Annotated in this window: 10 protein-coding genes and 2 pseudogenes; 7 read left to right on the top strand and 5 right to left on the bottom strand. The window is 73.7% G+C overall.

The features are described from left to right. Positions 1-245: 245 nt before the first annotated feature. Positions 246-1,832 (bottom strand): PucR family transcriptional regulator, encoded by a 1,587-nt coding sequence (locus D476_RS34765; RefSeq protein WP_017627097.1) that lies wholly within the window; start codon positions 1,830-1,832, stop codon positions 246-248. 183 nt (positions 1,833-2,015) lie between these two features. Here D476_RS34765 and gabT point away from each other — a divergent pair. The 3 genes and pseudogenes from gabT to D476_RS0127430 all read left to right on the top strand — a co-directional run. Further along, positions 2,016-3,341: pseudogene (gene gabT / locus D476_RS36785) on the top strand (4-aminobutyrate--2-oxoglutarate transaminase); the annotation flags it as partial. 124 nt (positions 3,342-3,465) lie between these two features. Beyond that, positions 3,466-4,284, top strand: coding sequence for a carbon-nitrogen hydrolase family protein (locus D476_RS0127435; protein ID WP_017627093.1), 819 nt, complete (start codon positions 3,466-3,468; stop codon positions 4,282-4,284). Between the two features lie 215 nt (positions 4,285-4,499). Further along, on the top strand, positions 4,500-4,739 hold the full coding sequence (locus D476_RS0127430; RefSeq protein WP_017627092.1) for a hypothetical protein: 240 nt from the start codon (positions 4,500-4,502) through the stop codon (positions 4,737-4,739). 470 nt (positions 4,740-5,209) lie between these two features. Here the strand turns inward: D476_RS0127430 and D476_RS0127425 are convergent, their stop codons facing one another. Next, entirely contained in the window at positions 5,210-6,709 is a 1,500-nt protein-coding gene (locus tag D476_RS0127425; protein WP_017627091.1) for a CoA-acylating methylmalonate-semialdehyde dehydrogenase, read from the bottom strand. Positions 6,710-6,769: 60 nt separating this feature from the next. After that, positions 6,770-8,068, bottom strand: a complete 1,299-nt coding sequence (locus D476_RS0127420; RefSeq protein ID WP_020380508.1) for an aspartate aminotransferase family protein — start codon at positions 8,066-8,068, stop codon at positions 6,770-6,772. A gap of 170 nt (positions 8,069-8,238) precedes the next feature. On the opposite strand from D476_RS0127420, the gene D476_RS0127415 reads away from it, so the two are divergent. Continuing rightward, positions 8,239-9,864 carry a PucR family transcriptional regulator gene (locus D476_RS0127415; protein WP_017627089.1) on the top strand — a complete coding sequence of 542 codons (1,626 nt, stop codon included), beginning with the start codon at positions 8,239-8,241 and terminating at the stop codon, positions 9,862-9,864. A 139-nt stretch (positions 9,865-10,003) separates the two neighbouring features. Beyond that, on the top strand, positions 10,004-10,498 hold the full coding sequence (locus tag D476_RS0127410; protein ID WP_017627088.1) for an Lrp/AsnC family transcriptional regulator: 495 nt from the start codon (positions 10,004-10,006) through the stop codon (positions 10,496-10,498). 25 nt (positions 10,499-10,523) lie between these two features. Here D476_RS0127410 and D476_RS0127405 read toward each other — a convergent pair whose 3' ends face one another. Continuing rightward, positions 10,524-11,006 carry a VTT domain-containing protein gene (locus D476_RS0127405; RefSeq protein ID WP_017627087.1) on the bottom strand — a complete coding sequence of 161 codons (483 nt, stop codon included), beginning with the start codon at positions 11,004-11,006 and terminating at the stop codon, positions 10,524-10,526. A gap of 22 nt (positions 11,007-11,028) precedes the next feature. Further along, positions 11,029-12,123: a 23S rRNA (adenine(2503)-C(2))-methyltransferase RlmN gene (gene rlmN, locus D476_RS0127400; protein WP_017627086.1), complete on the bottom strand. Its 1,095-nt coding sequence runs from the start codon at positions 12,121-12,123 to the stop codon at positions 11,029-11,031. A 203-nt stretch (positions 12,124-12,326) separates the two neighbouring features. On the opposite strand from rlmN, the pseudogene D476_RS34760 reads away from it, so the two are divergent. Both D476_RS34760 and D476_RS0127390 read left to right on the top strand, forming a co-directional pair. Then, a pseudogene (locus D476_RS34760) lies at positions 12,327-13,437 on the top strand (suppressor of fused domain protein). A gap of 39 nt (positions 13,438-13,476) precedes the next feature. Next, positions 13,477-13,716 (top strand): hypothetical protein, encoded by a 240-nt coding sequence (locus tag D476_RS0127390; RefSeq protein ID WP_017627085.1) that lies wholly within the window; start codon positions 13,477-13,479, stop codon positions 13,714-13,716. Positions 13,717-13,927: the final 211 nt, after the last annotated feature.

The following is a 13,927-nucleotide window of genomic DNA, read 5'->3' as shown; positions in this document are numbered from 1 at the left end:
CGCCCTGGTCGGTCGGTCTTCGGCCGCCCGCCGACGGCCGGGGGCGCCGGTCACGGCACCGACTCCGAGGCGGGCCGCCCCACGGCCGCGACGCCCCGCCGACCCGGCCGGACGGAGACGACACCACTCCAGCGGACGTGACCGGGTGCCGATCTCGGTCGTCGTTCTTCTTCCCGGACCGCGAAAAGCCGGGCGGGCGGACGGCAGGACCGGGGAGACCGCCCCGCCGTCACGGCCCCGGCGGCCTACCGCGCTCCGTCGCCGCCGTCCTCCCGGCGGTGTCGCCTCTCCCCGGCCTCGTCCTCCAGGAGACGCAGGGCGATCCACAGTTCGGTCCTGTAGTCCGGGTCCGACAGGTCTCCCGGGAGGAGTTTCCGGATGCGGTTGATCCGGTACCGCAGTGTGTGGCGGTGGATCCCCAGCCGCTCCGCCGCGGAGTCCCACTTCCCCGAAGCGGCCAGGTACCCGCGCAGGGACGCGGTCAGGTCCTCTGCCGACCGCTGCTCCAACAGCGGTGCCAGTACCTCCCCCGCCATGCGCCTTCCCGCCCGGCCGCCGAGCAGGCCGAGGAAGCCTCCCGGCAGCTCGGACGCCCGGACCACCCCCCTGCCCTCGGCTACCGCCGCCTCCAATGCGCGCTCCGCCTCGGCGCGGGCCGCCGGGAGGCCCTCCAGGTCCGATGGGCGGCTGACGCCGACGCTCCCCCGCACCGCCTCGGCCAGCGCCTCCCCCGGGGCCGCCGACTCCGGGCCGACCAGCACGGCCCTGTCCCCGATCCGCGCCGCCAGGCATCCGCGCGGTGTGCGAAGGTGCGGCAGGGCGAGGCCCTCGCCGTCCCCCGGAGGCACCGTCTGGGCCACCGCCACCGCCACCGGCGGCTCGGGCAGCGCCTTGCGCAGGCGCTCCGCGCGGCCTTCCGCCAGGTCCAGCTCTCCGTCGAGCAGCGCCTCCAGCAGCCCGGCGGCCAGCTCCCCCTCCTCGGGGGCGCGGTGCTCCAGTTCCAACGACATCAGCGACGCCGCACCGCTCACCAGCGTGCGCTCATCGGCGCCGAGCCCGTGCGAGGCCCCCACCGCCAGGAAGCCGCGCACACGCCCGCCCACCCCCAGCGGCTGGAGCGAGATGCTCTCGCCCTTGGACGAGACCGACGCGCCCGAGGGGCGGCGGGCCGCGCGCAGCCGGGCCACCTCCTCCTCCAGGTCTCCCGCACGCGCCGCGGCGGCCTCCGGGGCCGCGTGCCGCGCGCGCCCGTCCGGGTCGAGCAGCAGCACCCACCAGCGGGACGGCTCCCCGCCCGCCGCACGTCCGGCGCGGGCCGGTGACGCCCCCTTCTCCAGCTCCGCCCCCAGCCGCTCCACGACGGCGCGGTCCCCGCGCAGCGCCGCCTGGGTGAGCCTGCGCTGCGCCGCGAAGGCCCGCGTCAGCCCCTCGTACTCCTCCTGGGCGAGCTGGCGGGAGACCTCCTTGCCCACCGCGATGAACGGGGTCGGCCGGGGCACCTCGATCAGCGGCAGCCCGGCCTCCTCGGCCGCCTCCACCAGCGCCGGGGGCACCCGCTCGTGCGCCACCCCGCTGCCGAACCCCAGCCCGGCGGCACCGCTGTCGGCCAGCCGCCGGGTGTAGGCGGCCAGCGCGGCCGCGCCGCCCCCGCCCTCGGGCCACCGGATGCCGGTGGTCAGCACCAGTTCCCCGCCCTCCAGGTAGGGGGTGGGGTCGGTGAGCTCGCTGATGGCGACCCAGCGCACCGCCCGCGCCTCGGCGTCGGGGCCGCCGGCGCGCAGCCGCAGGCCCAGGCGGGGGGTGCGCAGGACGGCGCCCAGTGTGGGAGGCACGGCGTCCCCTCTCCGAAGTCTCTCCAGAATGGCCAACCAGGTGCCGCGATTTTATCCGGATGGGAGAGGAGCGGGCCCACGGCGCGGCCGTAGGGTCGGGGCGTCGCGCCGGTCCCGCCGACCGGCGCCCGACCGTCCGGCGCGCGGGGGCGCGCCGCCGAGCAGAGAGGGAGGACGGCACCCATGGCCAGCACCGAGGTCGCCCAGGCCCGGCGGATCGTCACCGAGATCCCCGGCCCCAAATCCCAGGCGCTCCAGGAGCGCCGGAAGAAGGCGGTCGCCCAGGGCGTCGGGAGCGTCCTGCCGGTCTACGTCCAGCGCGCGGGCGGGGGCATCGTCGAGGACATCGACGGCAACTCCCTGATCGACTTCGGTTCCGGCATCGCCGTCACCAACGTCGGCAACGCCGACCCGCGGGTCGCCGAGCGCGCGGGCGAGCAGCTCTCGCGCTTCACCCACACCTGCTTCATGGTCAACCCCTACGAGGGGTACGTGGAGGTCGCCGAGGCCCTCAACCGGCTCACCCCCGGCGACCACGAGAAGCGGTCGGTGCTGCTCAACAGCGGCGCCGAGGCGGTGGAGAACGCGGTCAAGATCGCCCGCAGCGCGACCGGCCGCCAGGCCGTCGTGGTGTTCGACCACGCCTACCACGGGCGCACCAACCTCACCATGGCGCTGACCGCCAAGAACATGCCCTACAAGCACGGGTTCGGCCCGTTCGCGGGCGAGGTGTACCGGATCCCGATGGCCTACCCGTTCCGCTGGCCCACGGGCCCGCAGGAGTGCGGGCGCGAGGCCGCCGCCCAGGCCATCGACCAGATCACCAAGCAGGTCGGCGCGGAGAACGTGGCCGCCGTGCTGATCGAGCCGATCCAGGGCGAGGGCGGGTTCATCGTCCCGGGCGAGGGCTTCCTCCCGGCGCTGGCCGACTTCTGCCGCGACAACGGCATCGTGTTCGTCGCCGACGAGGTGCAGACCGGCTTCGCCCGCACCGGACGGATGTTCGCCTGCGAGCACGAGGGCATCGTCCCGGACCTGATCACCACCGCCAAGGGCATCGCCGGCGGCCTGCCGCTGGCCGCGGTGACCGGGCGGGCCGACCTGATGGACGCCGTGCACGGCGGCGGCCTGGGCGGCACCTACGGCGGCAACCCGGCCGCCTGCGCGGCCGCCCTGGCCTCGATCGAGGCCATCGAGTCCGACGGGCTGGCCGAGCGCGCCGAGGCGATCGGCGAGCGGATGCTCTCCCGGCTGCGCGCGCTGGCCGACGAGCACGGCATCATCGGCGACGTGCGCGGCCGCGGCGCGATGGTCGCGATCGAGCTGGTCCAGGGGCCGGACGACACGACGCCCAACGGCGAGGCGCTGGGCAAGGTGGTCTCCTACTGCCACCAGCAGGGCCTGGTGCTGCTGACCGCCGGGACCTACGGCAACGTCATCCGGATGCTGCCCCCGCTGGTGATCGGCGACGACCTGCTCGATGAGGGCCTGTCCATCATCGAGGAGGCCNCCCCCCCCCCCCCCCCCCCCCCCCCCCGCCTGTGCCCGAAGGGCCCGCTCCCCCGTCCGCGGGGGTGCGGGCCCTTCGCGGTAGAAAGGGGGCGCGAGGGTCCCCGGTTCCTGAGGAGGCGGCATGGTGGATGTGGCCATCGGGCAGTTCGCGCCCGGCGAGGACAAGCGGCGCAACCTGGACACGGCGCGCGCGCTGGTCGGGGAGGCCGTGGCGCGCGGGGCGCGGGTGGTGCTGCTGCCCGAGTACGCCATGTTCACCGCACCGCGCACCGACCACCGGTTCGTGGAGTCCGCCGAGCCGATGGACGGCCCCTTCCCGTCGGGGATCGCCGGGCTCGCCGCCGAGCACCGCGTCCACGTGGTGGCCGGGCTGAACGAGGCCCTGCCGTCGGCGCCCGGCCGGTTCTCCAACACCCTGGCCGCCTTCGGCCCGGACGGCGCCGTCGTGGCGCGCTACCGCAAGCTCCACCTGTACGACGCGTTCGGCGCCCGCGAGTCGGACGTGGTCGCGCCCGGCCCGATCGCCGAGCCGGAGACCTTCACCTGCGACGGCGTCGTCTTCGGCCTGCAGACCTGCTACGACCTGCGCTTCCCGGAGGTGACGCGGCGGATCGCGGACGCGGGGGCCCAGGCCCTGCTGCTGGCCGCCGAGTGGGTTCCGGGCCCGCTGAAGGAGGACCACTGGACGACGCTGCTGCGCGCCCGCGCGATCGAGAACACCCTGTACGTCGCGGCGGCGGGGCAGAACGCGCCGACGGGGGCGGGCAACAGCGCGATCGTCGACCCGATGGGGACACGGATCGTCGCAATGGGTGAGCAGACGGGGGTAGCGGTCGGCCGTATCGACCCCGAGCGGGTGGCCGAGGTCCGGGAGAAGAACCCTGCGCTGCGGCTGCGCCGGTTCACGGTGGTGCCCAGAGAGGCGGACTCCACCCCGTAAAAATCGGACAAACGGAAATATTCACCCGGAAGGCTTGGCCAAGTCTTCCCGATTCGACTACCAAGAGTTAAGCTTCATGGGCTTAGAGTCACAGAAAACGGCCTGAGCCATTCCGGTCGCAGACCGTTTCTGGTTCAATAAGAGCCGATCTCTATAGGTCCGCCAGACTGTCCTAAACCACGGGGGGAGATGGGACGTTGAGCGGTCTGAGCATTGTGCCCCGACTGGGGGCCGCTGCCGACACAACCGACATCTACACGTTCGAGCCGGAACTGCTGAGCACCGCGCAGTGCATGGGGGACGCCTGCGCCATCTGCCACGCCCGCTGGCCGCGACCACGCCGCGCGTTGGGCGCACTGCCCGACGGCAGCGAGGTCTACGGCTGCGCCGAGTGCGCGGGCATCGCCGCGGCGCACGACGCGCACGCGGGGGAACCCGAACTCGCGGCCCGCTGAGGGGCCACCCGCACGGAAGAAGAGGGAGCGCCGTCCCCGGGGGACACGGTTCCCGGGAACACCGTCCGAACACGCTGTGAGCGCCGCGCCGGGCCAGGGTCGTCAAGGCCGGGTGCGCGCCGGAAGAGGGTCGACGGGACGGACCGGGACGGACGGGGTAGGTGGGTGCTCCGGGGCCAGGGGGAGACCGGCCCCGGAGCACCCGACGCGCTCGCTTTCCGTGGGGGGAGGAGGGGAAATGAGCGCATCTCCCGGTGTGGTCCGCGGTCGCGCCTCAGCGGCGGCATGCGCCGCCGGGTGAGGCGAACCTTGCCCCACGATACTCCCTGTAGCGACCGCCCGACCTTGGGTAGGGCGATTCCGCCAGGGAACCTTGAAAAAGAGCCGGACCGCATCCCCGGGGGCAGTGCGGGGACGCGGTCCGGAGCCGTGTGCCGGTGTACGCGGACGCCGGTGGCCGTGGCCCTGCGTCACCCGCTGGTCGGGAAGCCCAGGTTCACCCCGCCGTGCGAGGGGTCGAGCCACCGGGAGGTGACGGCCTTGGTGCGGGTGTAGAAGTGCACGCCCTCCATACCGTGCGCGTGCGAGTCGCCGAACAGCGACTTCTTCCACCCGCCGAAGGAGTAGTAGGCCATGGGCACCGGGATCGGCACATTGATGCCGACCATGCCCACCTCCACCTCGTTCTGGAAGCGCCGGGCCGCGCCGCCGTCGTTGGTGAAGATGGCGGTGCCGTTGCCGTAGGGGTTGGCGTTGATCAGCTCCAGCGCGCTCTCGTACGAGGGCACGCGCAGCATGCTGAGCACCGGTCCGAAGATCTCGTCGGTGTAGCAGGACATCTCCGGGGTGACGTGGTCCAGGAGCGAGGGGCCCAGCCAAAACCCGTCCCCGCCGCCGCCGAGGACCGGGTGCACGCGCCCGTCGATGGGCAACGACGCCCCCTCGCGCACCCCCGACTCCAGGTACGAGGCGACCTTGTCCCGGTGCGCGCGCGTGACGAGCGGCCCCATCTCGCTGCGGTCGTCGTCGCCCGGTCCCACCCTCAGCGGCTCCACGCGGGCGCGGATGCGCTCCAGCAGGTCGTCGGCGATGGTGTCGATGGCGACCACGGCCGAAATGGCCATGCACCGCTCCCCCGCCGACCCGAAGCCCGCCGAGACCGCCGCGTCGGCGGCCAGGTCCAGGTCGGCGTCGGGCAGCACCACCATGTGGTTCTTCGCCCCGCCCAGCGCCTGCACCCGCTTGCCCGAACGCGCGGCGCCCTCGTAGATGTACTGCGCGATGGGCGTGGAGCCGACGAAGCTCACGGCCTTGACGTCGTCGTGCTCCAGCAGGCCGTCGACGGCCTCCTTGTCGCCGTGCACGACGTTGAACACCCCGTCGGGCAGCCCGGCCTCGGCCCACAGCTCGGCGATGCGCACCGACGCGGAGGGGTCCTTCTCGCTGGGCTTGAGGACGAAGGTGTTGCCGCAGGCGATGGCCACCGGGAACATCCACATCGGCACCATGGCCGGGAAGTTGAACGGCGAGACGCCCGCGACCACGCCCAGCGGCTGCAGGATGGAGTAGGCGTCCACCCCGGTGGACACGTTCTCCGAGTAGCCGCCCTTGAGCAGGTGCGGGATGCCGCACGCGAACTCCACGACCTCCAGGCCGCGCTGGACCTCCCCGGCGGCGTCGGAGACGACCTTGCCGTGCTCGGAGCTGATCAGCCGGGCCAGCTCGTCGGCGTTGTCCTTGAGCAGCTCGCGGAAGCGGAAGAGCACCGCGACGCGCTTGGACAGCGGGGTGTCCCGCCAGCCGGGGAAGGCGTCCTTGGCCGCGGCCACGGCCGCGCCCACCTCCTCCCGCCCGGCGAAGTCCACGGTGCCCGCGACCTTCCCGGTGGCCGGGTTGTAGATGTCCCCCCTGCGGCGCGCCTCGCCCGCGGCGGGCCGACCGCCGATCCAGTGGGTGACGTGCTTGCTCATCTGCGTCCTTCCGATTCCACGTTGCCAGGTGGTTCTGTGCGGGCCGCGGCCCGGCCCGGGTCAGCCACGGGCGGCGGCGTCCACCGCGCGGACCGCGTCGACCAGGGTGTCCCGGCCCTCGTGCGCCTCGTCCTCGGTGAGGGTGAGCGGCGGGGCCATCCGCAGCACGTTGCCGCGCAGGCCGCCCTTGCCGATGAGCAGCCCCCGCCGGCGGGCCTCCTCCAGCACCCGGGCGGCCAGCGCCGGAGCGGGCGCCCCCGTCTCCGGGTCGACCATGTCGACGGCGAACATCAGCCCCTTGCCGCGCACCCCGCCCACGGTGGGCAGGTCGGCCAGCGCGGTCAGGCCGCCCAGCACGACCCGCCCCAGCCGGTCGGCGTTGGCCTGCAGGTCGTGGTCGAGGACGTAGTCGAGGGTGGCGTTGGCCGCGGCCATCGACACCGGGTTGCCGCCGAAGGTGGACAGCCCGTTGGCGGGCAGCGCGTCCATCAGGTCGCCGCGCGCCACGACGCCGCCGACCGCGAAGCCGTTGCCCAGGCCCTTGGCGAAGGTCAGGGCGTCGGGCACGACGCCGTGGTTCCCGATGCCCCAGAAGGAGGAGCCGGTGCGGCCCCACCCGGTCTGCACCTCGTCGGAGATGAAGAGCGCACCGTACTCGTCGAGGACCTCCTTGTAGGCGGCGAGCAGCCCGTCGGGCGCCATGGAGAACCCGCCGACGCCCTGCACCGGCTCGGCGATCAGGGCGGCTGGGCCCCCGGCGGCCACGGCGGTGGCCAGAACCTCGCGCAGGTCCGCCACACAGGCCTCGGTGTAGGCCGCGTCGTCCATGCCGCGGAACGCCGGGTGGTCGCGGTCGGTGCCGTGCAGGTAGTGCACGTTGAGCGGGGACAGCGAGGAGTTCTTCCACGCCGTGTTGCCGGTGACCGCCACGGCGCCGAACGAGCGGCCGTGGTAGCTGTTGCGCATGGCCAGGACCTGGTCGGTGCCGCGCGCGTAGGTCGCCAGGAGCAGCGCGGTCTCGTTGGCCTCGGTACCCGAGTTGGTGAAGAAGACCTTGGCGTCGGGGATCCCGGACAGCCGCGCGATCTTCTCGGCCAGTTCGACCTGGCCGCGGATCAGGTACAGGGTGGAGGTGTGCACCACTCCGCGGGCGATCTGCCGTTCGACGGCCTCACGCACCTCGGCCACGTCGTAGCCGAGCATGTTGGTGAGGATCCCCGCGAAGAAGTCGAGGTAGGTGTTCCCCTCGGCGTCGGTGACACGGTTCCCCTTGCCGGAGGTGATCTCCATGGGGTCGTCGTAGTAGAGGGCGAGCCACGAGGGCATCACGGCGCGGTGGCGTTCGTACAGTTCCGACATGACCTCAGTCTCACCCCCGCCCGGCCGTGCGGCCAGCGCCACACTGTCGGTTCCGGGGGCGCGGATCTGACAGTCCGTCAGCCGGTTTCCGGCACCGCGCCTGTCACTCTGTAAAGTCGGGACGCGACACCACTTACACACCGCAGGCCCAGCCCCGTAGACTCGCCGGTGTGCTTCCCACACTCGCCGAAGTCCTGCGCATCCCCGTCGTCGAGCGCGCCCGCCCCCGCGTGGTGGTGGGCGAGGACCTGCTCGGGGTGACCGTGCGCTGGGTGCACATCGCCGAGGTGACCGACCTGGCGCACCTGCTGCGCGGCGGCGAGCTGGTGCTCACCACCGGCATCGCGATGCCCGACGCCCCCGGGGCGCTGCGCCGCTACGTCGAGGACCTGGCGTCGGTCGGGGTGAGCGGCATCGCCGTGGAGCTGGGCCGCAAGTACGGCGCGGAGTCGGAGCTGCCGCGCGCGCTCCTGGAGGCCGCCCGCGAGGCCCGCATCCCCGTCATCGCGCTGGACCGCGAGACCCGCTTCGTCGAGATCACCGAGGCGGTGCACGTGCGGGTGGTCAACGAGCAGCTGGACGAGCTGCGCGAGTCCGAGCGGCTGCACGAGGTCTTCACCCGGCTGTCCGTGGAGGGCGCCCGGCCCGAGCACGTACTGCGCGAGGTCGCGCGCCTGTCCGAGTGCCCCGTGGTGCTGGAGAACCTCAACCACCAGGTGCTCCTGTGCGAGCTCGCCGGAGAGCAGCCCGAAGCCGTCCTGGCGTCCTGGGAGGGGCGCTCGCGCACGGTCCGCGGCGGCGGGCGCACCGTCCACGACACCACCATGGGGTGGCTGGTGACCATGGTCGGCGCGCGCGGGCAGGACTGGGGCCGCCTGGTGCTGATCTGCGGGGCCTCCCCCTCGCCCCGCCAGTCCATGCTGCTGGAGCGCGCCGCGACCACGCTCGCCCTGGGGCGTCTGCTGGAGCGGCACCAGGAGAGCCTGGAGCGCCAGACGCACCGCACGATCATCGCGGGCATCGTCGACCGCTCCTACTCCGACCCGCAGGAGGCGCTGGTGCGCGCGCGGGCCGTCGGCGTCCCCCTCGACGGGCGCTCGCTCAGCGGGCTGGTGCTGCGCCTCCCCGAGGGCGGGACCGGCCTGGCCGCACAGGCCCGGCTGTCCGACACCGCCGAGGCCACCGCGCGCGCGTGCCGCGAGGTTCGGCTGCCCGCCCTGGTCGGGTCGCTCGACGACGTGCGCGTGGGCATCCTGCTGGCCCTCCCCCAGGGGCAGGACCCCGAGCCGCGCCTGCAGCGGCTGGCCGAGCGGGTGCGGGAGCTGGTCGGCACCGGGCCGGTACTGGCCGCCGGATCGCACACCGACGACATCCGGGAGGTGCGCCGGTCCTTCCTGGAGGCCCGGCAGGTGGGCGACGTCGCCCTGCACCGGCCCGAGCGGCGGCCGCTGTACCGCCTGCCCGACCTGCACCTGCGCGGCCTGCTCCACCTGTTCCGCGACGACGAGCGGCTCCAGACCTACGTGGAGCGGGAGCTGGGGCCGCTGCTGGCCTACGACGCCCGGCACGGCAGCGACCTGACCGAGATGCTGCGGCACTACCTGGAGGCGGGGCGCAACAAGGCGCTTGCCGCCACCTCGGCCCACCTGTCCCGGCCCGCCTTCTACGAGCGGCTGCGCCGCATCGCCCGGGTGCTCGGCACCGACCTGGACTCGGTCGAGACCTGCCTGTCGCTGCACGTGGCACTGTTGTCGCTGGACTCGGTGCGCGACCGCCTCCCCGGCGAGGCGCCCTGAGGGCCGTCTCCGGGCGGGGCGTGGGCCAGAGGGCGGCCACCCATGCACTACTTTGGATTCCGTCGCCCATCGGGCGGCTCCCCACCGATTCCCGTGCGGCAGCGCGCGGCCACCGACGTTCACGCCAGCGGAGGACCATGTGACCGAGCACGAGGACAGCGCGCCGGGGGCCCGGCGCAACCACGCGGCGCCCGTGCTGGACGAGACGGCCAAGCGCATCATCGAGCAGCTCCAGGAGGACGGCCGCCGCTCCTACGCCGCGATCGGCAAGGCGGTGGGGCTGTCCGAGGCGGCCGTGCGCCAGCGGGTGCAGCGGCTCCTGGAGACCGGGGTGGTGCAGGTCGTCGGGGTGACCGACCCGATGATGCTGGGCTTCAGCCGCCAGGCGATGATCGGGGTGCGCTGCAACGGCGACCTGAACCGGGTGGCCGACGAGGTCGCCGGGCTCGACGGGTGCGAGTACGTGGTCATCACCGCGGGCTCCTTCGACCTGCTGGTGGAGGTGGTGGCCGAGGACGACGAGCGGCTGCTCGGCATCCTCGGCGCGATCCGGGCGGTGCCGGACGTGGTGGGCACCGAGAGCTTCCTCTACCTGAAGCTGCGCAAGCAGACCTACGCCTGGGGCACCCGCTGACCCGCGCCCGGCGGCTCCCCGCCGCTCAGCCCGGCCACAGCCCGTAGACCCACGTCAGCGCGCCCGGCGCGAAGACCACCACGAGGAAGCGCACGAAGCGCGTGGAGGCGGTCACCGCGCAGAACACGTCGACGCGCATGCGCACCGTCCCCGCGAACACGCACACCACCATCAACGGCGGCACGCTCACCAGGGACGACGCGGCCAGCAGGCCCGCGGCCCACCAGGGGCGCTCCTCGGCCTTGCGGCGCCAGCCCTCCACCCGCCCGGCCCAGGCGCGCTTGGGGCGCTCGGTCCGGCGTTTGAGCCACGGGATGTCCAGCGCCCCGCGCGCCGCCCCATAGTGGGCCAGCTTGCCCGCCGTCTGCCCCACCGCGGCGGCCAGCGCCATGGCGACGAGGCCGGTGTCGCCCACCAGCACGGCGGCGCCGACCAGGTACACCTCGATGTTGAGCACCGGAAGCAGGGCCGCCACGACCCCCGCCGCCAGCGCCGTGAGCACCTCCACGGGCGCCTCCGGGGGGGCGGGGTCAGTTCTGCGCGGCGAGCTGTCCGCAGGCGCCGTCGATCTCCTGGCCGCGGGTGTCGCGGACGGTGACCGGGACGCCGTGCGACTCCAGGCGGCGCACGAACTCGCGCTCGTCCTCCGGACGCGAGGCGGTCCACTTGGAGCCGGGGGTCGGGTTGAGCGGGATCAGGTTGACGTGCGCCAGGTTCCCCTTGAGCAGCCGCCCCAGCAGGTCGGCGCGCCAGGCCTGATCGTTGATGTCGCGGATGAGCGCGTACTCGATCGAGACACGGCGGCCGGTGGTGTCGGCGTAGCGCCAGGCGGCGTCCAGCACCTCGTCCACCTTCCAGCGGGTGTTGACCGGCACCAGCTCGTCGCGCAGCTCGTCGTCGGGGGCGTGCAGCGAGATCGCCAGGCGCACCTGCATGCGCTCGGAGATGAGCTTGTCGACCGCCGGGACGAGGCCGACCGTGGAGACCGTCACCCCGCGCTGGGAGATGCCCAGCCCGCCGGGGACCGGGTCGGTGATGCGGCGCACCGCCTCCAGCACCCGCTTGTAGTTGGCCAGCGGCTCGCCCATGCCCATGAAGACGATGTTGGAGATGCGGCCGGGGCCGCCGGAGACGTTGCCGCGCTCCAGGTCCCGGGCGCAGGAGACGACCTGGTCGACGATCTCGCCGGTGGACAGGTTGCGGGTCAGGCCCTGCTGGCCGGTGGCGCAGAACGGGCAGTTCATTCCGCACCCGGCCTGGGAGGAGACGCACAGGGTCGCCCGGTCGGGGTAGCGCATCAGCACCGACTCGAACATCACCCCGTCGAAGGCCTTCCACAGGGTCTTGCGGGTCATGCCGCCGTCGCAGGAGATGTGCTTGACCGGGGTGAGCAGCTTGGGCAGCAGCGCCTCGCCCAGGCGCTCGCGCGCGTCCGCCGGCAGGTCGGTCATCCCGGCGGTGTCGGACTCCAGGCGGCCGAAGTAGTGCTGGGCCAGCTGCTTGGCCCGGAACGGCTTCTCGCCGAGCTCGGTGACGGCGTCCTTGCGCTCCTGCGGGCTGAGGTCGGCGAGGTGCCGGGGCGGCTTGGCCCGGCGCGGTGCGGCGAAAGTGAGCTCGGCAGGCATGTGCATCCAGTGGGACGGGTGGAAACGGCGGCCGCGCGACCGCCCGCCAACGGGTTGCTACAGGACCGATAACGCTCTGGTCCCCACCTAGTGCGGCATCGGCGGTCGGGGCATTAGGTTCATACTATGCGGCGCCGGGAAGGGCGCGGCACGGCGCGCCTGCGGCGCCCCGGCGGCCGCAGGCGGCGAGGAAGGGAGCTCAGGTGGCCGGAGCCCGCGTTCTGCTCGACGAGTACAGTCCTTACCACAGCCGCCGCATCGTCGTCGAATGCGACTCCCGCACCACCGCCGCCTACCTCATGGACGCCCGCGGGCGGATCCGGGTGCCGGTGTGGCTGGCCAACCACGACGTGGCCCCGGACACCGGCGACCCGTCGGGGCTGTACCGGGGTGAGGCGCCGCTGATGCCCGCCGCGCACACGCGCCACCCGCAGGGCAGGGCGCCGTTCGCGCCCGGGGCGCTGCGCGCGGTGTGGTTCGAGGAGGGCGACGGGGTGGCCCTGCTGGAGTCGGGACCGGACGGGGACAGCCTGCTGGCGGTGGTGCCCGGGTGGGCCGAGGCCGACAGCGGCATCCCGGGGTACGCGCGCGAGGCCATCGGGCGCAGCCCCTACGCCTGGGCGCTCGACCCGGTCCGGGCGCAGCTGTGGCCGCGGGTGGTGCACGCCGAGGCCTACTGGAACTGGCGGGACGCGCCCAACGCCTGGCGGTCGGTGCAGCGGACGGTGTTCAACCACCTGAGCCGCACGGTGGGGCCGCCGGGGCACTACTGGGACGTGTCCGACGGGCACGCGCCGCTGCTGCGGGTGACCGAGCGGCCGCCGACCGAGGAGCGCCCGTACACGGTGCTGAGCACGGTGGGCATGTGCGGGCAGCGGATGCCGACGCTGGACCGGTACATGGCCGACACCTCCGAGTACGCGCGCGTCGAGCTGGCGCTGGCCACGACGATGTCGGCACACGTGGCGGCGCGCATCTTCCGGTGGATCGGGGCGTTCCCGTGGCGGGCGGTGACCTGGTTCGGTCCGGGGCACAGCGTCAAGTGGCTGGACGGCCAGGAGGACCGCAAGATGCGCGGGGACCGCTCGGCGGTGCTGCTGGTGNCTGCTGGTGGCCGCCCCCTCGCCGCTGGCGGGCGGCGGGCCGCCGCCCCCGGACGCCTCGGGGCTGACCTTCCACGGCGACCCCGTGCGGTGGCTGTGGATCGTCCCGATCACCCGTCCGGAGCACCTGTTCGCCAAGGAGCACGACGCCGCCACCCTCATCGAGAAGCTGGCGGCGGAGGGGCGGAGCTGGATCCTGGGCGACCGGTGAGGCGACCGCCCGCCGTCCCCGGCCGTGAGGGAGGTGACCGTGCCTGAGGGGTTCGCGGCCCTGACGACGGTGCTCATGGTGCTGCTCGCGCTGCTGGCACTGTTCAACGCGGCCCAGGCGGTCTATCCGCGCCTGACCTGGGAGCTGACCAAGTGGCGCTTCCGCAATCCCGAGGCGGTCGAGCCCAGCCGCGCCGCGTTCCAGCTGCGCCGGGTGGCGGCCCTGATGCGGTTCACCGTGTTCCTGGCGGCGGCGATGCTGGTGTTCGGCTTGGGCTGAGGGCCCCTTGCCCTGAGGGGCGCACACCATCGGCTCTCCCCGCCCGTGGGCGCCCGGCGGACCGCTGCACCCTGACCCGGTTCGCGGCTAGGGCTCGTCCGGAGTCTCCCTCGCCCGCCCCTACGGCGTTGACCCCGGGGAGGCCGCCCCTGAGAGGTCCGCCATAATCCCGGCTCCCCCGAGATCAACGGGGATCCTGGCCGGTGGGGCC

Source organism: Nocardiopsis chromatogenes YIM 90109 (assembly GCF_000341185.1).
GTDB classification, from domain to species: Bacteria; Actinomycetota; Actinomycetes; order Streptosporangiales; family Streptosporangiaceae; genus Nocardiopsis_A; species Nocardiopsis_A chromatogenes.
Note: the sequence above shows the minus strand (reverse complement) of the source record. Positions and strands in the feature narration are given on the sequence as shown.

Excerpts from the sequence above, each read along its gene's own strand:
- D476_RS0127420 (WP_020380508.1), bottom strand. The coding sequence starts at position 8,068 with ATGTCGGAACTGTACGAACGCCACCGCGCCGTGATGCCCTCGTGGCTC.
- rlmN (WP_017627086.1), bottom strand. The coding sequence starts at position 12,123 with ATGCCTGCCGAGCTCACTTTCGCCGCACCGCGCCGGGCCAAGCCGCCC.
- D476_RS0127425 (WP_017627091.1), bottom strand. The coding sequence starts at position 6,709 with ATGAGCAAGCACGTCACCCACTGGATCGGCGGTCGGCCCGCCGCGGGC.
- D476_RS0127435 (WP_017627093.1), top strand. The coding sequence starts at position 3,466 with ATGGTGGATGTGGCCATCGGGCAGTTCGCGCCCGGCGAGGACAAGCGG.